Origin of the sequence: Henriciella marina (genome assembly GCF_027213945.1) — a bacterium.
Classification (GTDB): domain Bacteria; phylum Pseudomonadota; class Alphaproteobacteria; order Caulobacterales; family Hyphomonadaceae; genus Henriciella; species Henriciella marina_A.
Map to the genome: position 1 here is coordinate 708297 of NZ_JAPWGW010000001.1, position 18261 is coordinate 726557.

Annotated in this window: 22 protein-coding genes and 1 tRNA gene; 9 read left to right on the forward strand and 14 right to left on the reverse strand. The window is 60.2% G+C overall.

Translation table 11 applies throughout. The features are described 5' to 3' along the window. Nucleotides 1-15 precede the first annotated feature (15 nt). Complete coding sequence (locus O4G74_RS03590) at nucleotides 16-399, forward strand: YidH family protein (protein WP_269401292.1); 384 nt, start codon at nucleotides 16-18, stop codon at nucleotides 397-399. A 3-nt stretch (nucleotides 400-402) separates the two neighbouring features. On the opposite strand, the gene O4G74_RS03595 is transcribed toward O4G74_RS03590, so the two are convergent. The 4 genes from O4G74_RS03595 to O4G74_RS03610 form a co-directional block, all read right to left on the reverse strand. After that, on the reverse strand, nucleotides 403-1140 hold the full coding sequence (locus tag O4G74_RS03595; RefSeq protein ID WP_269401293.1) for an enoyl-CoA hydratase/isomerase family protein: 738 nt from the start codon (nucleotides 1138-1140) through the stop codon (nucleotides 403-405). Nucleotides 1141-1227: 87 nt separating this feature from the next. After that, complete coding sequence (locus O4G74_RS03600; protein WP_269401294.1) at nucleotides 1228-2082, reverse strand: SDR family oxidoreductase; 855 nt, start codon at nucleotides 2080-2082, stop codon at nucleotides 1228-1230. Between the two features lie 41 nt (nucleotides 2083-2123). Then, entirely contained in the window at nucleotides 2124-2582 is a 459-nt protein-coding gene (locus O4G74_RS03605) for an ASCH domain-containing protein (protein ID WP_269401295.1), read from the reverse strand. Then, nucleotides 2572-3135: a hypothetical protein gene (locus O4G74_RS03610; protein WP_269401296.1), complete on the reverse strand. Its 564-nt coding sequence runs from the start codon at nucleotides 3133-3135 to the stop codon at nucleotides 2572-2574. Before O4G74_RS03610 ends, O4G74_RS03605 begins: the two co-directional genes overlap by 11 nt. A gap of 57 nt (nucleotides 3136-3192) precedes the next feature. Between O4G74_RS03610 and O4G74_RS03615 the strand changes: the two genes are divergently transcribed. Further along, nucleotides 3193-4422, forward strand: coding sequence for an FAD-dependent oxidoreductase (locus O4G74_RS03615; protein WP_269401297.1), 1230 nt, complete (start codon nucleotides 3193-3195; stop codon nucleotides 4420-4422). Here O4G74_RS03615 and O4G74_RS03620 read toward each other — a convergent pair. Continuing rightward, a complete protein-coding gene (locus O4G74_RS03620) occupies nucleotides 4419-4670 on the reverse strand; it encodes a DUF2312 domain-containing protein (protein ID WP_269401298.1) in 252 nt (83 codons plus the stop codon). The genes O4G74_RS03615 and O4G74_RS03620 overlap by 4 nt on opposite strands. A gap of 158 nt (nucleotides 4671-4828) precedes the next feature. On the opposite strand from O4G74_RS03620, the gene msrB reads away from it, so the two are divergent. After that, nucleotides 4829-5359, forward strand: a complete 531-nt coding sequence (gene msrB / locus O4G74_RS03625; protein ID WP_269401299.1) for a peptide-methionine (R)-S-oxide reductase MsrB — start codon at nucleotides 4829-4831, stop codon at nucleotides 5357-5359. A 62-nt stretch (nucleotides 5360-5421) separates the two neighbouring features. Continuing rightward, nucleotides 5422-5571 (forward strand): hypothetical protein, encoded by a 150-nt coding sequence (locus tag O4G74_RS03630; protein WP_269401300.1) that lies wholly within the window; start codon nucleotides 5422-5424, stop codon nucleotides 5569-5571. Here the strand turns inward: O4G74_RS03630 and O4G74_RS03635 are convergent. The 3 genes from O4G74_RS03635 to O4G74_RS03645 form a co-directional block, all read right to left on the reverse strand. Continuing rightward, nucleotides 5568-6122 carry a hypothetical protein gene (locus O4G74_RS03635; RefSeq protein ID WP_269401301.1) on the reverse strand — a complete coding sequence of 185 codons (555 nt, stop codon included), beginning with the start codon at nucleotides 6120-6122 and terminating at the stop codon, nucleotides 5568-5570. The two genes, O4G74_RS03630 and O4G74_RS03635, sit on opposite strands and share 4 nt — an antisense overlap. Nucleotides 6123-6171: 49 nt before the next feature. Continuing rightward, entirely contained in the window at nucleotides 6172-6627 is a 456-nt protein-coding gene (mmcB, locus tag O4G74_RS03640) for a DNA repair putative endonuclease MmcB (RefSeq protein ID WP_269401302.1), read from the reverse strand. A gap of 156 nt (nucleotides 6628-6783) precedes the next feature. Next, the gene (locus tag O4G74_RS03645) at nucleotides 6784-7566 is read right to left on the reverse strand and encodes a Bax inhibitor-1 family protein (protein ID WP_269401303.1); all 783 of its coding nucleotides are present in this window, start codon (nucleotides 7564-7566) and stop codon (nucleotides 6784-6786) included. 253 nt (nucleotides 7567-7819) lie between these two features. On the opposite strand from O4G74_RS03645, the gene O4G74_RS03650 reads away from it, so the two are divergent. Both O4G74_RS03650 and thpR read left to right on the forward strand, forming a co-directional pair. Then, the gene (locus tag O4G74_RS03650; protein ID WP_269401304.1) at nucleotides 7820-8152 is read left to right on the forward strand and encodes a DUF2853 family protein; all 333 of its coding nucleotides are present in this window, start codon (nucleotides 7820-7822) and stop codon (nucleotides 8150-8152) included. A 53-nt stretch (nucleotides 8153-8205) separates the two neighbouring features. Next, nucleotides 8206-8745 (forward strand): RNA 2',3'-cyclic phosphodiesterase, encoded by a 540-nt coding sequence (gene thpR / locus O4G74_RS03655; RefSeq protein ID WP_269401305.1) that lies wholly within the window; start codon nucleotides 8206-8208, stop codon nucleotides 8743-8745. 16 nt (nucleotides 8746-8761) lie between these two features. Here the strand turns inward: thpR and O4G74_RS03660 are convergent, their stop codons facing one another. Continuing rightward, a complete protein-coding gene (locus tag O4G74_RS03660; protein ID WP_269401306.1) occupies nucleotides 8762-10480 on the reverse strand; it encodes a hypothetical protein in 1719 nt (572 codons plus the stop codon). A gap of 320 nt (nucleotides 10481-10800) precedes the next feature. Between O4G74_RS03660 and rffA the strand changes: the two genes are divergently transcribed. The 3 genes from rffA to O4G74_RS03675 are packed head-to-tail and all read left to right on the forward strand — an operon-like array spanning nucleotide 10801 to nucleotide 13371. Continuing rightward, the gene (rffA, locus tag O4G74_RS03665) at nucleotides 10801-11934 is read left to right on the forward strand and encodes a dTDP-4-amino-4,6-dideoxygalactose transaminase (protein WP_269401307.1); all 1134 of its coding nucleotides are present in this window, start codon (nucleotides 10801-10803) and stop codon (nucleotides 11932-11934) included. Nucleotides 11935-11989: 55 nt separating this feature from the next. Continuing rightward, nucleotides 11990-12949, forward strand: a complete 960-nt coding sequence (locus tag O4G74_RS03670; protein WP_269401308.1) for a glycosyltransferase family 2 protein — start codon at nucleotides 11990-11992, stop codon at nucleotides 12947-12949. After that, nucleotides 12949-13371 (forward strand): GtrA family protein, encoded by a 423-nt coding sequence (locus O4G74_RS03675; RefSeq protein ID WP_269401816.1) that lies wholly within the window; start codon nucleotides 12949-12951, stop codon nucleotides 13369-13371. The genes O4G74_RS03670 and O4G74_RS03675 overlap by 1 nt, the downstream gene beginning before the upstream one ends. 192 nt (nucleotides 13372-13563) lie before the next feature. Here O4G74_RS03675 and O4G74_RS03680 read toward each other — a convergent pair. The 5 genes from O4G74_RS03680 to hemC all read right to left on the reverse strand — a co-directional run bounded on the left by O4G74_RS03680 (nucleotide 13564) and on the right by hemC (nucleotide 18133). Beyond that, nucleotides 13564-13639, reverse strand: a tRNA-Thr gene (locus O4G74_RS03680). Between the two features lie 87 nt (nucleotides 13640-13726). After that, complete coding sequence (locus tag O4G74_RS03685; RefSeq protein ID WP_269401309.1) at nucleotides 13727-15196, reverse strand: heme biosynthesis protein HemY; 1470 nt, start codon at nucleotides 15194-15196, stop codon at nucleotides 13727-13729. Nucleotides 15197-15207: 11 nt separating this feature from the next. Further along, nucleotides 15208-16398: a COG4223 family protein gene (locus tag O4G74_RS03690; protein ID WP_269401310.1), complete on the reverse strand. Its 1191-nt coding sequence runs from the start codon at nucleotides 16396-16398 to the stop codon at nucleotides 15208-15210. Between the two features lie 60 nt (nucleotides 16399-16458). Continuing rightward, nucleotides 16459-17178, reverse strand: coding sequence for a uroporphyrinogen-III synthase (locus O4G74_RS03695; protein ID WP_269401311.1), 720 nt, complete (start codon nucleotides 17176-17178; stop codon nucleotides 16459-16461). Further along, nucleotides 17171-18133 carry a hydroxymethylbilane synthase gene (gene hemC / locus O4G74_RS03700; protein WP_269401312.1) on the reverse strand — a complete coding sequence of 321 codons (963 nt, stop codon included), beginning with the start codon at nucleotides 18131-18133 and terminating at the stop codon, nucleotides 17171-17173. Before hemC ends, O4G74_RS03695 begins: the two co-directional genes overlap by 8 nt. Between the last annotated feature and the right edge of the window lie 128 nt (nucleotides 18134-18261).

Consider the following 18261-nt stretch of genomic DNA (forward strand, 5'->3'; position numbering starts at 1 on the left):
GCAGTTACCAAAAGCATGCCCACGTCTAACGAACTGGCAGAAGACCGGACCGATCTCGCGCAAGACCGGACCGATTGGGCTGAAGACCGCACAATCCTCGCCAATGAGCGCACCTTTGCGGGATGGATGCGGACCGGCCTCGCCTCTGCAGGTGTCGGGCTCGGTTTTCAGGCGATCTTTGGCAAGTTTGAGCCCACATGGCTGGCCAAGATAGGCGCGACAATCTTCATCCTGATCGGTGTTGTCATCTTCTACATTGCCTATCGAAAGGCTTGCGACCTGCAGCGCCGTATGGATTCGCATGCCGCAGAACCCATGAGTCACAGCAATTTCAGGCTGATCTCGATGCTGTTTATTGTGGGGTCGCTGATGCTGAATGTCATCCTCTGGTTTCTGTAGCGCCTACTTTTTCATGAAGGCCCCGATACGCGCCTGCATGTCCGGGCCAACGCCTTCATTCTCCAGAATTTCCCATTGCAGGCCGGCATCGATCTTGTCGGCGTCGGTCGCCTCGAGCAGGCGCTTATTGGCGGCATGGCTGAAGGGGGAGTTGGCGAGGATCTGGCGGGCGAAGGCTTCAAGGTCTGCCTCGAAGCTATCATCGGCGAAGATCGCTTGGCAGAGGCCAATGCGCATGGCCTCATCGGCCTTCACCGTTTCCGCCGTAAACATGAGGCGCTTGGCGGTCGCGATACCGACGCGGCGCGGCAGGCGCTGGCTCATGCCCCAGATCGGGGTCAGCGCCCATTTGGCGTGCGTATCCGCAAATTTGGCGGACTGGGCCGCGAGAATGAAGTCTGCGGCGAGGGCAACTTCGAGTGCGCCGGTATAGCAGTGGCCGTGCACGCCTGCGATGACCGGCTTTGGCAGCTTTTCCATGAGGCGCAGCGTCTCAGAATGCCAGCCGCGCGACGGCACGGCTTCGCCTTCGGCGATGTCGCCAAGATCATGGCCCGCAGAGAAGCATTTGCCTGCGCCCTTCAGGATGACGCAGCCGATGCTGTCATCCTTGTAGAGGTCGCCGACATGCGCGCGCAGTTCCCTGAACATGTCGACCGTCAGCGCATTCAGCTTGTCCGGCCGGTTCAGTGTGAGCCAGCAAAGGCCATTGTCATCCTTGCGCGTGACGAGGTCGCCCATATTCGTGTCTCCCGTTCTCTTGTTACGGGAGAGTCTAGAACGGGCAGGCGGTGCTTGGAATGCTGACGCGTGGGCAGGCCTTCCGCGTCAGTCGGGCTTCTTCATGCCGAAACGGTTGGCAAAGATGCTGTCGAGCCAGCGTTTCGGGATATGGGTCGGGATCGTCCAGTTGGTGAACTTGTTCGGGACGGGGGCGTAGCGCGCCTTTGGGCTGGAATCGGTCAGCGCGGTCTCGATGACTTCAGCGATCCTTTCTGGCGGCAGGCCTTCGCGTCCGCCCTTCAGCATCGTGTCGGAGAATTTGGAGATCGGCTCGGCCCAGGCCGAATTGGCGTAGGGTTGGCCTTCATTCTTGTCTTCGGCCTTGTCCCAGATCGGCGTCTTCACTGAGCCCGGGCCGATTGCGATGGCGTCGATGCCATAGATGATCAGCTCCCGCCGGAAGCTGTCAGTCATGCTCTCTACCGCATGCTTGGTGGCCGTGTAGGCACCAAGGAAAGGCGCAGCGATACGGCCGCCTAGCGAGGTGATGTTGACGATGCGGCCCGGCTCCCCGGTGCGGTTACGGTCCATGCCGAGCAGCGGCAGGAAGCCTTGCGTCGCGTTCAGTGTGCCGAAGACGTTTACCTCGAAATGGGCTTTGAATTCGTCCGCAGGCTGAAGGGCGAGCGGGCCCATATTCGCGATGCCAGCATTATTGACGAGGCCAGCGAGTTTCGCCCCGCCCAAAGATTCCGCGACCTTGGCGACCGCTTTTTCGACGTCTTCAGGCTTGGTGACGTCCAGCATGAGGGGTTCGATGGCGGGGTTCGCCTTGGTGAGGGCGTCGGCATCTTCTTTCTTCCGCACGCCTGCAAAGACTTTCCAGCCCTGCGCAGCGAGGTGTTCAGCAGCGGTGCGGCCAATGCCGGTCGAGGCGCCTGTGATGACGACGGTCTTCATTCCTGTGCTCCATCAGAAGGCCTTGGGTCGGCCTGCTATTGCTATTCAGGCGTCCAGATAAGCCGGAAGTGCTCAAAGACGATGGGCTCGTCCTGAGAGAAGAAACTGCCTTCACGAGCGCATTCGCGGTGGAAATAGGACAGGTGGGCCGACTGCCAGTGGGCGAGCGAGCGATCACCTTCACCTTCTATGTAGGCGAACTCTTCGGTGGCAGCGCTGAACGGCGCGATATCGACCTGCGTCGTTTCGATCACGCAGGCGGGGTGGCCCGCTCCGTCGAGCACGAGAGAGAGATCGCCGGGTGCGGGCGGGCGCAGACCCATCGTCTTGTAGAGATTGAGGCGAGACGCAGTGGCCTGTTTGGTCCCGGTCAGTACGAGTGCGAGCAACTCATCGGCGAGTTCTGGTCCGTCGCCGAAAGCGAAGACATCATAAGGCTTGCGCGCATCTGCGGTGTCAGCCTGAAAGCGGTCCCATGCCGCCTGCTGGTCAGGCGTCATCCTTGCCGCCCTGAATGACACGAAAGGCGGGCCGTTCCGGGGCTGACTCTGGCGTGGTCTCACGCTCCGGTTTTTTGGACTGGGCGGCAGGCTTTGCAGGCGGTGTCTTGCGCGGGGTGCGTTTGAGGCGCGGTTCGCCAAGTTCGCTGCCGCGGATCACGCTGAACGGCGTGGGTGCAGGCTTTGTCTCCGGCGGCGGCGCGGTCTCTTCGGCGATGTCATCGTCAAGCTGGCGCACGCGCGGGGTGAAGTCCTGCTTCTTCTTCCAGCCGAGCGGCTTGCGCGTCTTGAAGCCGGTGTCCTTGCCGCGCGCCTTCTTGTCGATTTCCTTCAGCTTGCGGGTCTGTAGCGCCGACATCGGCTCTTCGAGATTACCTTTTTCAGGGTCCGCGAAGGCGGATCCGAAGGTCTCGATACGCTGCTCGACTTCCTCGAGGAACTCACGCTCCCAGTCAGAAAGGGGCGGGCCCTCGCCGCGTTCGGCGAGCTCTGCCGCCTTGCGCAGTTTGCGCAGCGCCTTGCGCTTCTTTCTCTCGTCGATTTCGCGTGACATCAGTAATTGAGACATTAGGTCGGTTCAGGTGAAACGCCAAGATCAGGGCGATGGCACATGCAGGTAATTGAAACGGAATGCTGTATCGCTGGCGGCGGGCCTGCCGGCATCATGCTGGGCTATCTGCTCGCCCGGCAGGGTGTCGGTGTAATCGTCGTCGAAAAGCACAAGGACTTCCTGCGCGACTTTCGCGGCGATACGGTCCACCCTTCCACCATGCAGGTGTTCCATGAGCTTGGCCTGCTGGACGCCTTCCTGAAACGGGATTGTCAGAAAACAGACCAGATCGGTCTCAGCGCGAGCGGTCATCATTACAAGATGGTCGACTTCAGCCATTTGCCGACAGCAGCGAAATTCATCGCCTTCATGCCGCAATGGGACTTCCTTGACTTCCTGGCCAGCGAAGCGCGCAAGCTGCCCGGTTTCACCTTGATGATGGACACACGGGCAGAGCGACTGATGGGCCGGGACGGGCAGGTGACCGGCATCTGCGCGCGCAAGGACGGCGAAGACTTCAAGATCCGTGCGAAACTGACTGTCGCCTGTGACGGCCGCGACTCTACGCTACGAGAGGCGGGCCGCCTGAAACAGGTGCAGCAGGGGGTGCCGTTTGACGTACTGTGGTTCCGCCTGCCGCGTGAAGCCGTCGAGTCTCCTTCGGAGTCGCTAGGGCATCTCGCCAAGGGAGGCTTCCTCGTCTCGATCAATCGCGGCAGCTACTGGCAGGCGGCCATGGTCATAGAGAAAGATGGCTTTGACGAAATCCGGCAGGCGGGGCTGCCTGCATTCCGGGACAGGGTTGCGGCCATCGCGCCTGACCTCGCAGAGGAAGCGCAGGCTATCGAAAGTTTCGATGACGTGAAGCTGCTTCGTGTCGAGGTGAATCGGCTGCGTAAATGGTGGCGTCAGGGCCTGCTCGCGATTGGCGATGCGGCCCATGCCATGTCGCCAGTTGGCGGTGTCGGAATCAATCTCGCTGTGCAGGACGCAGTTGCAGCGGCACGGATCATCGGTCCGGCGTTGAAAGATGGCAGCCTGTCAGAAGCAACGCTTGCCAAGGTGCAGAAGCGGCGCGAATGGCCCGCTGAAATTACACAGACGGTTCAGACCTTCTTCCACGAGCGAGTAATCTTGCCTGCTATCCATGGAAAAACGTCTGGCGATGCCCCCTTCATTGTCCGGCTGCTGGACACATTCCCTGCGTTGAGACGCCTGCCCGCACGCGCTGTCGGGATGGGACCGCGCCCAGAGCACTGGCCGAAAGAACTCGACCAGACGGGTCGCTAGACCTCTCCGAGAGCGATCAGATAGGTTTCAAGAACAGCTTCCTGTTCCTCACGCTCCTGACGGTCCTGCTTGCGCAGGCGCACGACCTGGCGGAGCGCCTTGGTGTCGTAGCCCATGGCCTTTGCCTCGGCGTAGACGTCCTTGATCTGGTCAGCGACTTCTTTTTTCTCTTCTTCGAGGCGCTCTATACGCTCGACCGTGAGGCGCAGCTTTTCGCGCGCTGCGTCTGTCAGCTTTCCGTCGTCCATGACCTGCTCCGGCACGTTGAGGTTAATTTGAAGGCGGACTTCTAAAGGCTGTGGAAGCCGAAAGCGACCCTTCGTTGCAGGCATTTTTCGCGCGGCTCTCACCTTTTCCACACGCATTTGTGAGTGGTCGGCGCGCCGTGAAGGGCCATATCGCCAGCATGAAACACGTCTTTGCAAACATGTCGCGCCGCCGTCTGCTGCTGAGTAGCGTTGCCGGCGGTCTCCTTGCTGCGTGCACCAATGCGCGCAGTTCTGCCGAAAGCCAGAGCGCTGCCGAAGCGCAGTATGCCGATACGGACTGGCGTAACCTCACCGAAGCTGAATGGCGCGAGCGCCTGCCGCGCGATGCGTTCAACGTGCTCCGCAAGGAAGATACAGAGCGCGCCGGCTCCTCGCCTCTGGACGATGAGAAGCGCGAAGGCACCTTCCACTGCAAGGGTTGTGACCTGCCGCTGTTCAAGTCCGAATGGAAGTATGACAGCGGCACCGGCTGGCCGAGCTTCTGGAGCTATATCGAGGGCAGTCTGGGCTTCAAGGAAGACAACAAGCTCTTCTATACGCGGACCGAATACCACTGTGCGCGCTGCCTCGGCCATCAGGGGCATGTCTTCGAGGATGGGCCACAGCCAACGGGGCTGCGTTATTGCAACAATGGCGTTGCGCTGACCTTCAAGCCAGCAAACGCCTGATTTTGGTAGAAACTCAGGACTTCGCTCTTTCGGCGTGCAGCCTGTCCTGCTAGGCGGGCCAAATGGAAAAGCATGACAGTTTCAGGTCCTGGTGGGCCGGTGTGCCGTCTCGTGAAAAGCCGGGACTTAAGATGCTCGGCATTGTGTTCTTTGTCGTGATGGCGGTGTCTGCGCTGGTTTCCATGATCGCCCAACTGCTTCTGGCTGGCTAACCACCGAATGTGGTGCCGTCGCCTTCCTCATCCGTCAGCATCGTATTCGGATTATGGGGGTCCTTGTGTTCGTAGCCGCGCTGGTCGGGGCTGACGAAGAGGTCCATCTGGCGCGGATCTGCCTGCTTGGTCTTGCGTGAGCGCTTACTGCGCGCATGCCGGAAATAGAGGTCGTCGGTATGATCGATTTCCGTCGCCTGCTTCTTCGGCTTCGGCGGCGGCGGACTTTCTGGTTCTGGCTCTGACGGCTTCGGGGCTGAGGCTGCGGCCTCGCCGGTGCGTGCATGTTTCAGCTTCCAGTAGGTGACAGCAAGCACCGGTTTGCCGTCAGCATCCTCGTAAATCTGAATGAAGCCCTTTGCATCGCCTGACTCGGCTTCCTTGATCAGGCTCTGAACGTCAGCCGCATCCGGCTGTAGCCATTCAGTTTCCAGCGACAGGATTGGCGTATCGCCCGCAAGGCTCTCGGCCTCATACCGCGTTCGCGCGGCATCCCCGCCAGCCTTCAGGGCATCGTCAGCAGAGGTGGCGAGGGGATAGGCAAGGCTCATGGGGTTCAGCTAGGCATTCTACGGGCAGGCGTCCAGACTTGCCTGCCACCTATTTGGCCGCTTCCGGGGTGAAAGGCTGGTGGACGTATTGGGTGGCACGGATGGCCGCGAGCCGCGCGAAACGAAGGGTCATGGCTTTTCGCCGCGCTGCAGCCAAAGGTGTTACGTCTGGCTCTCGCAGGACTGCACCGCCAAATCCGTCCGCCACGATCAGGCCTGTCTCGTCCGGGATCAGGTCCTTCGGAAAACCGTGGCTGACCGCAAAATAGAAACGGTCGCAGAAGGGGCGGTAGTCTGGCCATTTGCCGTCCGCGCGAAAGTCAGCGACGGAGCTCTTGATCTCGACAATGACGATCTCGCCTTTCGGGCCAATGGCAGCGACATCGGCGCGCCTGCCATTGGCAAGGGTCATCTCCGTTACGCCTGCGAGGTTCATCGCGCCGAACAGTCGGAGGACGCCGCGGCAGATATCGCTGGCGCATGGATTGTGTGGGTCATAGGCCATCAGCGCCCCACCTTCAGGTTCATGATCTGTTCCGAGCCTCTCAAAGCAAGCGCAGATCGTCAAGCGGGGAAGCGCGGTCCTGCTGGGCTCGGCGCATAAAAAAAGCCCCGGAACGGCTGTTCCGGGGCTTTCGTCAATTGTTAGCTGCGCGGCTGCTTATTCGCGCGAGGCGAGGAGCATCAGCACGAAGCGGAACATGTTCACGAACATGATAAAGAAATTGAGGGCACCCCAGTTCGTCATCACGGCCAGACTGCGGCCATCATGCGAAAGCTGGTAATAGCCTTCCTTCAGTTCCTGGGTCTGCCAGGCGACAAGAACAGCCGATAGGAGCGCGAAACCGCCCGAGATCAGCCATTCCATGCCGGAAGACGCTTCCAGAATGCCAAGCATGGGCAGAACCATGTAGACCAGCGAAACGGCCACGAGGGCCCAGAGCGCCATGATGGCAAAGCTGCCAATAGCCGACAGGTCACGCTTGGTCGTGTAACCCCAGAGCGTCAGCGCGCCAAAGGCCGAGGCTGTGATCATGAAGGCCTTCGCGATCGTCATATAGTTCAGCGATTGCGAAATACCGCCAGCTGTCTGGGTCGAGATGCCCGAGCTAGCCATGTAGAAATATACGCCAAGGCCAAGGCCGACAAAGGTCACGATCGCCCAGTACAGGATGGCCGATCCAACGGGTGACGGATTCTTCATGAAGAACATGGAGCCGAAGATCAGCGCGATCGGGGCAAAAGCCACGACGTAATAGAATGGCGTGCCGAAGATCAGCGCGGTGAGCGGGTCCCAGGTGCCGGCCGCAAAGGCGAGCACGCCAGAAAGCGCGATGCCGAGCGTCAGTTTCTGATAGACGCCGAGCATGAAGGTGCGAAGCCCCTGGTCAATGCTGGCATCCATAGTCCTGCCGCGGGCGACAGATGAGTTAAAGTCGTTCATTTATCCCTCTTTCGAAAGGCCGGCATACGTGCATGCCGATTAGCGATAATATGTGGGAAATGATGCCCGAGTTCAAGGAGAACCGGATGTGTTGACGCAAGCGTGATGCGCACGAACCATTACTTTGATTTTACGCCTCACACGGGAAAAGAGCCCAAGTCTAGTTTGACTTTCGCCAAGTCTGGCGGCAGCATATACAAGCTGTCGGGGTGTGACAGCAGGGACGCAGCGAAATACTTACGGGGGACGACGTATGGCCGACGCATCGGCATATGCTGACAACATCAAGAAGTACGCAAAAGGCTATAACCAGAAAGCCGCCGAAAAGATTGTCGGCCACCTCGGTATCGCCCTGCGAAATCGGGATTCTTCACTGGTCTCCTGTTCTGACCAGACAGAACTTCAGCGGGTTCGAGACAAATACTGTCGTAACAAGCTGGGTCTGAAGGAAAAGAATGCCGAGATTGATGCCGCAATTGGCAAGATCTGCGAGACGCTGAAGCCGGAGGGCGGAAACAAGTCGCGCGTGACCTTCTACTATCTCCTGGCAGAGCATTTCGGAAAGCTGGACGAGCTCGCCGGATAGTTTGGCGCTTATCTGCTCTTGATGGAGGCAGCGATTAGCGGTCAGCTTGGAGCATGATCAGACTGTTCGCGGGCCTGCCCGTCCCTAACGATATTGCCGATCGACTCGAACCCTTGCAGAAGGGCGTCGATGGCGCGCGCTGGCGTGACCGATCTCATTTCCATGTGACGCTTGGCTTCTTTGGGGAGATCGCCGAGCCCGTCGCCGCCGAACTCGACGCGGAGATCGGAGAGCTGTCGCCGCCGCAATTTGACCTCGAGATCGCAGGCGTTGGCTGGTTCGGCCGTAAGGAGCCGTCATCCCTGTTCGCAACCGTAAAGCGGAGCGAGGTGCTTGATCAACTCGCCAGCGATTGTCGCAAGGCCGCGGTCCGGATTGGCGTTTCGCCTGACGCCAAACCTTTCAAACCGCACATAACGCTAGCCTATCTCAGTAACGTATCGCTTGAGGCTGCAATGGCCTGGTCGGAGCGCTGGCAGGTTCTGCGTGCAGGCCCGTGGACGGCTGACCTCTTCCACCTCTACGAGAGCATTCCGCGCGAAGGCAAGAAGAGCATCTATGAGGCGGTCGCCGACTATCCGCTTGGCGTATGAGCGATAGCCTGCAGGCTTATTGTGCAGTTTCGCAGGCGCTTCTGGCGCGGTTATCGATGACGCGGAAAAGCGGGCTTTCCGGGGTTTCGCCGTAGAAGGTCTTTGGCGCTTCTTCGAGCTTGCCCGTAATGCGGTTGACCACCTCGGTGCCAGAGCTTTCGAGGTAGATGGCGGCGCCTTCTATCTGATAGCGGCTCATATCTGCGAAGGTCAGGATGAAGTCAGCCCGGCAAAGGACGGCCTCTTCCATCGCAGCTTCGAACCCAGCGTTCATGGCCGGATCGGCAGGCCCCGCGACGAAGAAGTCATGCCCGCGCCCGTCGAACTGATAAAAGAGGCGCTGAGGTGGCTTCGCACCGCTCTGCACGGCGTAGAGCTGAACCGCAGGCATACGGAAGTCGCTGGCCATCTCGGCCACGACATAAGGCGTGCCGCTATTGGCGAGCATCTGCCCGACCTGCTCATGCGCGGAGACGAACCAGTCTGGATAGTTCGGTTTGCGTGTCTGCGAGCGGGTATGCATGCCGACAACGACAAGGGTAAGCGCGAGAAGTGCGCTGCCAATCTGGACACGCATACGCTGGCTGCGCGGCAGGAAGGTCAGCCCGAGAAGCCCAGCAACAAGAAAGGCGGCCATCGACGGATAGTAGGGCGCCGCGACCTCGAGGATCGAACGCGAATTCACCGAGAGCCAGCCTACGACGAAGGCGAGAAAGAAGTGGACGTAGAGGACAATGAATACCGTAATGGACACGAGCGTGACCGTTCTGGATGTCGCGCTCAGCTGACGAGGTTGCGGCTCTGGTTTGGCGGCCGGCGTGTTGCGAGACAGGAAGTAGATGCCCGCGACGAGAGCTGCGAAACCCGCCATGATCTTCACGGTCTCCCATTTGGAACTCATCCAGAAGAAGGAATGACCAAGATCGGTAATCAGGAAGAGGGTTACCGCGACATTGTCCACCAGCGTCGTCGGCCCGTCATTGCCTGCGCCATAATAGAGGTACGGGTTCAGGATCCGTCCAAGAATGGAATCGACAAACAGGCCCCAGATAAAGACGAACGGAATAAAGCTGACGATGACCGGGATAAGATCGAACAGATTGTCACGAACCGTCTTGCGGCGGAAATTTGCGAGCCACATACCAATCGCGGGCAACACAACCACGCCGAACAGGAAGCCGAAGGCAGAGTCGCGCGACAGAAGGCACAGCCCCGCTGTTACGCCAGTGCAGATACCGTAGGCGAGGCGCCGGCGCGGTGTGGGCGCTTCGCCGGCGAAATATGCGATGGCGAAGAAGAGCGCACCAACCAGTAGAAAATATGTGCCCGGGTCACGGCGAAGGTCGAAGACTCCGAGGTCCCAGTAATACATGCCGCCTGGGACGAGAAGCAGGCAGGCGAATAGAACCGACGTTCCCGCGGTGCAGCGATAGGCGCGCGCGGCCGCATACATGCCGAAAACAGCAGGGATGAAGCACAGCGTATTGTACAGGTGGAAGGACGACATCGACTTGCTGAGGAAGGGGCTGAAAGCAAGCGTGAAGATCGATTGAAGCGGCGAGAGCGCATCAGCGAATGCGTACGGAATTGCCGGAACCAGCCCATGCTGGTGCACGGCGTCCAGTACGATGAAGTATCTGAGATAGGCGCCCACTGAATCGTAGTGCGGGATCGCAGCGTCATAATAGTCGGCGATCACCCAGCGGCCATAGCCGTAGAAAACCAGAATGAGCAAAATCAGAAACAGGACGGGCGCTCTTTGCGACCGAGGATGGTTCGCTATGCGCTCAGCGTATGAATTCACCTGCTGCTCCCCTTCGTGCACTACCACAAGTGTAAGGCATTACCCTTGCTGCCCCCTCAGGCAATCTGCAAGACACTGGCTGTTAGCGTTCCCGCTACGGGGATGCAACTTCGCTTTATACGCCAGTCAGTACGCCAGACTCGAACCGCGCCAGCCGCATTGCGCGCGCAGTCATTCATCTATTTATTTGAACGCAGGATTCGCGCGTACTAAGAGCATGCGCACAGGGATATGAGGATAAGCCGGGGATCATGGCGACAGTACCGTTTAACAAGCCTAAAGTTCAGGGCAGGGAGATCGACTATATCCGCGAGGCGATCGAGCTCGGTCAGATTTCTGGCGATGGCGCTTTTACCAAACGCTGCCACGCAAAGCTCGAGGAAATGCTCGGGGTAAGGAAAGCGCTCCTCACCCATTCCTGTACGGCGGCGCTGGAAATGGCGGCGATCCTGCTGGACCTGGAGGCAGGCGATGAAGTGATCATGCCGTCCTTCACCTTTGTTTCTACGGCCAACGCCGTCTGCCTGCGTGGGGCGACCCCGGTTTTTGTGGATATCGATCCGAACACGCTGAATATTTCACCCGAGGTGATAGAGGCGGCCATCACGGAAAAGACCGTGGCCATCTTCGTGGTGCATTATGCCGGTGTCGTCTGCGACATGGATGCGATCAACGCAATCGCCGACCGGCATGGCCTCAAGGTTGTTGAGGACGCCGCGCAGGCGCTTGGCTCAACCTATAGGGGGCGCAATGCTGGCACGCTTGGTGTGATGTCAGCCTTCAGCTTCCACGAGACGAAAAACATCATCAGCGGTGAGGGCGGTGCGCTCTGTATTAACGATCCGCAGTATTGCGAGCGCGCCGAGATCCTGCGGGAAAAGGGCACGAACCGCTCGCTCTTCTTCCGCGGCGCTGTCGACAAGTATTCCTGGGTTGATATCGGCTCGTCCTATCTGCCTGGCGAGATCATCTCTGCATTCCTGTATGGTCAGCTAGAGGTGGCCGATACGGTGCGTGAAGGGCGCCTCGCTGTCTGGCATCGCTACAACGACGCCTTCAAGGTCTGCGTCCCGGAAGACAGGGCGCGCCTGCCTTTCATCCCGCCGGAGTGCGAGCACAATGCGCACATGTACTATCTGCTTTTCCCCGAACTGGAGGCGCGCGAAGCGTTCCGGGAATATCTGAAGTCCAGGGACGTCATGGCACCATTCCATTATGTGCCGCTTCATTCCTCCATTGGCGGGAAAAAGTTTGGCCGGGCGGCAGGAGAGTTGAAGACGACAGATGCTGTCTCCGACGGTCTTGTCCGCTTGCCGATGTACACAATGGATGGGCATGAATGCGACAAGGTGATTGAAGCGGTCGAGGCCTATTTCCAGACCTGACGACCCGTCGAGGCATCGACGCGCCCGCCTGCGACTTACAGGAAGAACAAACTCCATGACGTCACCAACCCTGTCAGTTGTCTCCCCGGTTTATGGCAGCCCAACCTCGCTGGAGCCGCTTTGCCAGCGTGTGGCCGATGTCTGTAACAAGATGGGCATCAGCTATGAGATCATCCTGGTAGACGATCACTGCCCACGCGGGTCATGGGCTGTCGTAAAAGAAATCTGCGCGGCAAACCCGTTTGTTAAGGGCATGAGGTTTTCACGCAATTTCGGTCAGCATTCGGCGATCGAGGCGGGCCTCAAGCACGCGACCGGGGATTGGGTCGTGGTCATGGATTGCGACCTGCAGGACCAGCCGGAAGAGATCCCGAACCTGTTCGAAGCGGCCCAGAAAGAGGACGCCAAGATCGTTCTCGCGCGCCGGGCCGAGCGTAATGACAGCCTGTATCGCCGGGCAATTTCGGCGGGTTATTATGGCCTTTTGAGCTTCATGACGGGCAAGCCACTGGATGCGAGCGTCGCCAATTTCGGCCTCTATCACCGCACCGTCGTCGATGCCTATTGCAGCTGGGAAGAAGAACAGAAGTACTTCCCTGTGATGATCCAGTGGATGGGGTTTGACCCTGTCTATCTTGATGTCGCCCATAGTCGGCGCAGTGAAGGCAAGTCGTCCTACACTTTCAGGAAGCTGCTGAAACTGGCTTCGGATGTCGTATTCTCGTTTTCCGACCGGCCGCTCTGGATCATCGTCACGATCGGCCTGATCATCGCCGCGATCACCTTCGTGCTGTCCATTGTGACCTTCATCCAGGCGTTGTTGGGGCAGTTCAGCGTGTCTGGCTATCCGTCTCTCATCCTGTCGGTCTGGTTTATGGGCGGGGTGCTCATCTGCAGTGTGGGACTGACAGGGATTTATGTCGGCCGGACACTGCGAGAGGCTAAGGCGCGCCCATCCTATATAGTGGCCGATTATCTCAATGATGTGCCGGGGTCGGACAAACCGAAACCGTGATGATTGGTGGGCTGTTCAAGAAGCTGAAATCGTCGCCGAGAAGCGGTGCGCTGATCCGATACATTGTGGTTGGCGCGTCCATGAACCTGCTCGCAGCGGCGATCGTCTACATCCAGAGAAAGCTGGGTGTGCCGCATGAAATCGCGTTTGCGGTAACGACGGTCGGCAGCTTGTTGCTGAACTTCTACCTGCAGCGGTCTTTTGTCTTCAGGAGTAACGCGGCGATCGTGCGTTCGCTGATCCTTTACACGTTGCTCTATGCGTCGACCTATCTGTTGCAGATCTCGATCTATCCAGTGTTCGCGACGATCCTTGGCTGGCCAGAGATCCTCTCAGTGCTGTTCAGCGTAGGCGTGGCGGCGGTCTATTCGTTCGTTGTCTTGTCGCTTGTCGTCTTCAAACCGCCGAACGAGGCGGGCTGAGCGGGCCCGTTTTCTGGTGGCCTCGGCCAGTACTGAGGTGAGGTTCGAATAGCCGATAGGGGTCAAAAGCCAAAAGCCCCTACCGGGAATCTTTCACTTGAGTCTCGTTCTTTGGAAGGCGGTGGCCGCCGCATTCATTCCCTGTTTTTGGTCCAGTGGACCAAAAATTTGCGAAGCAAACCGGGAAATGAGTGGTGCCGCCTAGGTGACTTGAACACCTGACCCCCGCATTACGAATGCGATGCTCTACCAGCTGAGCTAAGGCGGCTATCCGTTGGAAGGCGCCTCCATACCTGCAAGTGTGCCGTTCGGCAAGTGGCCAATTCAGAGGGGTGCAGCGCGCTCCATTGCGTCGCTAGTCGTCGTCCTCGGCGCCCCCGCGGACATAGTCTGCCGGCGGTTCGGTCATCGTACGTGTCGGTTCGCTCGCAGGCGGTAGCGCCTTTTGCGGTTCAGCTTCTCGCGTGCGTACAGCTGCAACTGGTGAGGGGAGGGCAATATAGCGGCCTGCTTCAAGCTCACGTCCATAGGATTCGTAGCGTGGATGGATAAGCGTGCCCGCATCGCCGAAGGCGTAGACGAGGCGCGCCCAGTCGCGGCGCGAATAGTCGAAGGCCTGCCCGTTCGGGTCGATGTCCGACCATTCGGCTTCTCGCGATGCCGTGCTCGCCATACGTCCCCAGCGGTCAGCTTCGGAATTGTCGCCATAGCCGCGCAGCGCCTGTTCCAGAAGTAGGCAGAGGCGCGCTGTGGGTTGTTCCTCCACCAGTGGGGCAAGCTCCTTGATGGCGCCGATCCAGTCACGGTCGGCCATTGCAATCTCTGCCTTGAGGATCCGGCTTTCACGCGCATCAGGGTTCGTGCCGATCAGCGCGCGCAACCGTGCGGTCTGCGTCTTGGGCGTATCTTCCGGGTCGAGCCGGCGGCTGAGATGCGCGAGAGCTGGATGTGGGCTGGAACGCCAACCGAGCTCAAGGACGCCCTGAGCGGCTTTCGCCTTGCCTTCGAGCTTTAGCTGCCGCGCACCATGATAGGCCGCAGGTGCGAATGCCGGTGAGGCACGAAGGGCATCGGCAAGCAGCTTCTGAGCATCACGCCGCTCTGCATTCGGCATGCTGGTCGCGTGCGCCGTGTAGAGCACCGAGCGCCTGCGGCGGAGGCTGTCGCCCGAAATGAGGCCGCGGCGCTCACCGATGGCGAGTGTTTCCAGCGCGTCCTGCCAGTGGCCGCGGGCGACCTGGCTGTCGAAGAGCGATGTGAATGGCCAGTCGGCAGCCGTCTTGAGTTCCAGCGCTTCACGGGCGCGCGCTTCGGCGGCGGCGGTGTCGCCACGCTCTGTGGCGGCAATGGCCGCGCCGCGGAGGCCGGCAAGTTCGCCGCCCGGCAGGCGGGCCAGCTGGCCCCAGGCGCGCTCGGCGCTTGGCCAATCATGGGCGATCTCGGCCGTGCGTGCTTCGAGCAGCAGTTTCAGCCGCTCATCATCTGCATGCTGCGCCGCCCGGCTCGCATGTTTGCGCGACAGGCTGATATCGCCAGCTTCAGCGGCGAGGATCCCGTCGGCGAGTGACCGGTTGGCGCTGCGCTTCTTCGAATTGCGGCGCGCCTGGCCAAAACGCTTCGGCAGCTTGATAAGACCGGCAAGGGCCGCCCACACAAGCGCCATGACGGCGCCGAGCAGGATGACACCCAGAATCGCCACGACAAGCTCGATGCTGATTGTGTCAGTGCCGAGCGTAATGACGACATTGCCCGACAGGCCGGACGCCCAGAGGACGATAAGGCCAGCGACAACGACGAGACAGACGATGAGGAAAAGAGCGATCATTGGAGACTCATCTAAGGGGTTTGCGCGGCAAATTCGAGGCGAAGGGCGCCAATCGCGCTTTGGGCGTCAACCTGATTGCGAGCATAGGTGAGCCAGTCCGCGTAAACAGCCCGGCTTTCTGCGGGCAGACCTTCGAGCGTTGAAATCGCTTCTTCAAGATCACCAGCTTCTAGGGCGGCTTCAGCCCGTAAGAGAATATCAGGGACAATGCTTGCGCCGCTGCCACGCCGGACGGAGACCGTGTCGCCGAAGATCGTGTCGACCCAGCCCGGTTCGCCAGCCGCCTGACTATCCTTGTCCAGCGCGTCGCCCTTTAACTCATCGAAGCGTCCCAGAAGCATGGCGAGGCTGGGGACTGGGCCACGCGACAAGCGCTCCAGCGTAGCAGCGGCTTCACTGGCGGGCTGGAGTTCCTGCAAGCGTTGTGCGGACGCTTCAAAGCTCGCCCCTGCGGAGATGGCGTTCTCGATGGAGGCGATTGCAAGCGCGCTTTCAGCTGCTGACGTGGCAGAGCGCCGGGCGTTTTCTGCGCGTCTGGAGGTTTCAGCGCCAGCCTCTTCCAGTGCAGACTGCGCGGAAGCGAGCTGCTGCACGCGGGCCCGGAGGCTCGAGACTTCCTGCTTCAGGGCTGCAAGTTCCGCTGAGGTGGGCGCGCTTTCACTGTCGAAAGTCTGGAGCGCGGCTTCAAGATCGGCAATGCGCTGGGGGTCAATCGAAGACGTTGCGGCTGGCTGGTTTTCCAGCGCCGCTTCCACCGCTTCAATTCGGGCAGAGAGGTCGACAAGTGCACCTTCATCGACAGTGGTGTTATCGGTGGGCGTCGCATTCGCAGCGGGCGCAGTATCGAGCGTTTCGATGTCGCTGCCTAGCCTGTCGATCCGCGCGCTGATGTCGCTGACTTGCTGTTCAAGCGTTTCAATGCGGCTGACCAGCTCTCCCTGGCGATCCGTCATCGCGGCAAGGCCGGTCGCGGTCTCGTCCGGCTTCAACCCTTTCTGCAGGAGGCCGGACGACCAGAGGGAAAGCCCAAGCGCGCCGAAGGCGACAAGCATCACGAACAGAAGAGAGAGCCAGCCCGGCCCGCTGCTGGACGTCTTGCGGGCAGGTGTTTCGTCGGCGCGGGTTTCCTGCGCAGACTCGTGCTCTGCCGGTTCGAACTCGGCATCGATCGGATCTGTAGTCGGGGTCTGCGGATCACTCATTCGGGTTCATCCTGTCGGCTCCGGGCCAATCGGTCCAGATGCCCTTCAATGTATTGCCGCTCAGCGCGCCACAAGCAAACGGTCGAGCGTTTCCAGGAGGTGCGCTTCGTCTGGATGGTCTGCAACGTCAATCAGGTCCTCACCGCCCTCACGCAGGGGCCCGGCCGCCTGCTCTGAGATCGCAACGTACGAGATGCGACTAAGGTCCAGACCCTCGCTGAGATCCATGAAAGCCTTCGCCCCTTTCGCGGAGTGGATGAGGACAATGCAGCGCTCACCTCGTTCTATCGCTGCGCGAGCAGCCGGAGCGAGGCCGGGCGCGTGGCTGGCCTCATAGAGGGCGAGGAAGTCGACCTCAAATCCCTCCCGCTCGAGCGCAGCTTTCACAATGCCTTTTGCCGCGGAATTGGCGACATGCAGCAAGCGCTTGGACTGGCCCGACGGCCAGTGATGGGCGATATAATGCGCGAGGTCCTCGGCATTGCCTGATGACTGATGCACGGGGCTGTAGCCTTCGAGCAGCGCCTCTGACGCTGTTGCAGGTCCGACGCACCATGCAGGCAGCTCGCGCGCTTTGGTTTCGGCTGACAGGAAGCGCACGCCATTCGCGCTGGTAAAGATCAGCCCGCCATATGCTGAGAGGTCCGGGAGGCTGGCTTCACTGCGAGATAGCTCGATGGCCGGCGTGACGATGGCGGTCAGGCCACGTTCTTTCAGGGCCTGCGCGGTCTGGTTTGCGCCCGGCTGGCTGCGGGTAACAATGATGGGCGGGCTAGTCATCTTCGAAGGCTGGCAAATCGCCGCCAGCTGCTTCACGGATGCGCTGGCCGATGCTGCGGCCAAGGCCTGCCAGTGCCTCATCGGTCACCTCGCCTGACAGCGCGTCCGCCTGCATCCAGCGGCGCGAGCCATCCGGCTCCAGCACTTCGCCGTCGAACAGCCATTTGCCGTCTTCCAGCCTCGCATGGCCGCCCATGGCTGTGCGGCAGGAGCCGTCGAGTTCAACGAGGAAGGCGCGCTCAGCGGTGGCGGCGAGGCGGCTCTGCTCATGGTTCAGCGATTTGATGAGGTCGACGACGGCGGGGTCGAGATCGTCGGGGCGCGCGGCGACCGTAATGATGCCCTGGCCCGCAGCCGGGATCATGTCACTGATCGGGACCGGCACAGCGACATGTGTCATTTCGAGACGTTCGAGTCCGGACATGGCGAGATAGGTCGCGTCAGCGAGGCCATCTTCGAGCTTTTTCATCCGCGTCTGCACATTGCCGCGGAAGGTGACGATCTTGAGGTCGGGCCGCATGGCCAGCGTCTGGGATTCGCGCCGCAGGCTGGCTGTGCCGACGGTCGCGCCTGCTGGAAGGTCGCGCGCGCTTTTGACACCTGTCAGGGAAATGAAGCCGTCGCGCGGATCTTCGCGCTCTGGAAAGGCAAGGAGGGCCTGCCCATCCGGTAGCGCGCCCGGCACGTCCTTCAGGCTGTGAACCGCGAGATCGCACCGACCATCATCCACCGCCTGATCGATTTCACGCGTGAAAAGACCCTTGCCGCCGGCATTGATGAGCCGCTGCGTTGTCAGCTTGTCGCCGCCTGTCGTGAAGGTCACGATCTCGCAGGTGACCTCGCCGTTTCCAAGGCGTTCAAGGTCTGCGCCCACCTGCCGTGCCTGCACCAGGGCCAGCGGAGACCCTCTGGTGCCGATTCTGAGTTTTAGCTTGGGGGCAAGACCTGCGGGCATGTCATCTCCAGATTGTGATCGATTGCCTGCTACAGATTAAGGCGATGGCAGGCAAGACAGGGCTAGGCAGTGAGAGCTGGCATAATGTATGCGCCAGCAGTGCAAGAATTGCCCGCCAAGGAGACTGC

What these genes read in the sequence shown, in the direction of transcription:
- O4G74_RS03590 (WP_269401292.1), top strand. Translation starts at nt 16, where the DNA reads ATGCCCACGTCTAACGAACTGGCAGAAGACCGGACCGATCTCGCGCAA.
- O4G74_RS03595 (WP_269401293.1), bottom strand. Translation starts at nt 1,140, where the DNA reads ATGGGCGACCTCGTCACGCGCAAGGATGACAATGGCCTTTGCTGGCTC.
- O4G74_RS03600 (WP_269401294.1), bottom strand. Translation starts at nt 2,082, where the DNA reads ATGAAGACCGTCGTCATCACAGGCGCCTCGACCGGCATTGGCCGCACC.
- O4G74_RS03605 (WP_269401295.1), bottom strand. Translation starts at nt 2,582, where the DNA reads ATGACGCCTGACCAGCAGGCGGCATGGGACCGCTTTCAGGCTGACACC.
- O4G74_RS03610 (WP_269401296.1), bottom strand. Translation starts at nt 3,135, where the DNA reads ATGTCACGCGAAATCGACGAGAGAAAGAAGCGCAAGGCGCTGCGCAAA.
- O4G74_RS03615 (WP_269401297.1), top strand. Translation starts at nt 3,193, where the DNA reads ATGCAGGTAATTGAAACGGAATGCTGTATCGCTGGCGGCGGGCCTGCC.
- O4G74_RS03620 (WP_269401298.1), bottom strand. Translation starts at nt 4,670, where the DNA reads ATGGACGACGGAAAGCTGACAGACGCAGCGCGCGAAAAGCTGCGCCTC.
- msrB (WP_269401299.1), top strand. Translation starts at nt 4,829, where the DNA reads ATGAAACACGTCTTTGCAAACATGTCGCGCCGCCGTCTGCTGCTGAGT.
- O4G74_RS03630 (WP_269401300.1), top strand. Translation starts at nt 5,422, where the DNA reads ATGGAAAAGCATGACAGTTTCAGGTCCTGGTGGGCCGGTGTGCCGTCT.
- O4G74_RS03635 (WP_269401301.1), bottom strand. Translation starts at nt 6,122, where the DNA reads ATGAGCCTTGCCTATCCCCTCGCCACCTCTGCTGACGATGCCCTGAAG.
- mmcB (WP_269401302.1), bottom strand. Translation starts at nt 6,627, where the DNA reads ATGGCCTATGACCCACACAATCCATGCGCCAGCGATATCTGCCGCGGC.
- O4G74_RS03645 (WP_269401303.1), bottom strand. Translation starts at nt 7,566, where the DNA reads ATGAACGACTTTAACTCATCTGTCGCCCGCGGCAGGACTATGGATGCC.
- O4G74_RS03650 (WP_269401304.1), top strand. Translation starts at nt 7,820, where the DNA reads ATGGCCGACGCATCGGCATATGCTGACAACATCAAGAAGTACGCAAAA.
- thpR (WP_269401305.1), top strand. Translation starts at nt 8,206, where the DNA reads ATGATCAGACTGTTCGCGGGCCTGCCCGTCCCTAACGATATTGCCGAT.
- rffA (WP_269401307.1), top strand. Translation starts at nt 10,801, where the DNA reads ATGGCGACAGTACCGTTTAACAAGCCTAAAGTTCAGGGCAGGGAGATC.
- O4G74_RS03670 (WP_269401308.1), top strand. Translation starts at nt 11,990, where the DNA reads ATGACGTCACCAACCCTGTCAGTTGTCTCCCCGGTTTATGGCAGCCCA.
- O4G74_RS03675 (WP_269401816.1), top strand. Translation starts at nt 12,949, where the DNA reads ATGATTGGTGGGCTGTTCAAGAAGCTGAAATCGTCGCCGAGAAGCGGT.
- O4G74_RS03685 (WP_269401309.1), bottom strand. Translation starts at nt 15,196, where the DNA reads ATGATCGCTCTTTTCCTCATCGTCTGTCTCGTCGTTGTCGCTGGCCTT.
- O4G74_RS03690 (WP_269401310.1), bottom strand. Translation starts at nt 16,398, where the DNA reads ATGAGTGATCCGCAGACCCCGACTACAGATCCGATCGATGCCGAGTTC.
- O4G74_RS03695 (WP_269401311.1), bottom strand. Translation starts at nt 17,178, where the DNA reads ATGACTAGCCCGCCCATCATTGTTACCCGCAGCCAGCCGGGCGCAAAC.
- hemC (WP_269401312.1), bottom strand. Translation starts at nt 18,133, where the DNA reads ATGCCCGCAGGTCTTGCCCCCAAGCTAAAACTCAGAATCGGCACCAGA.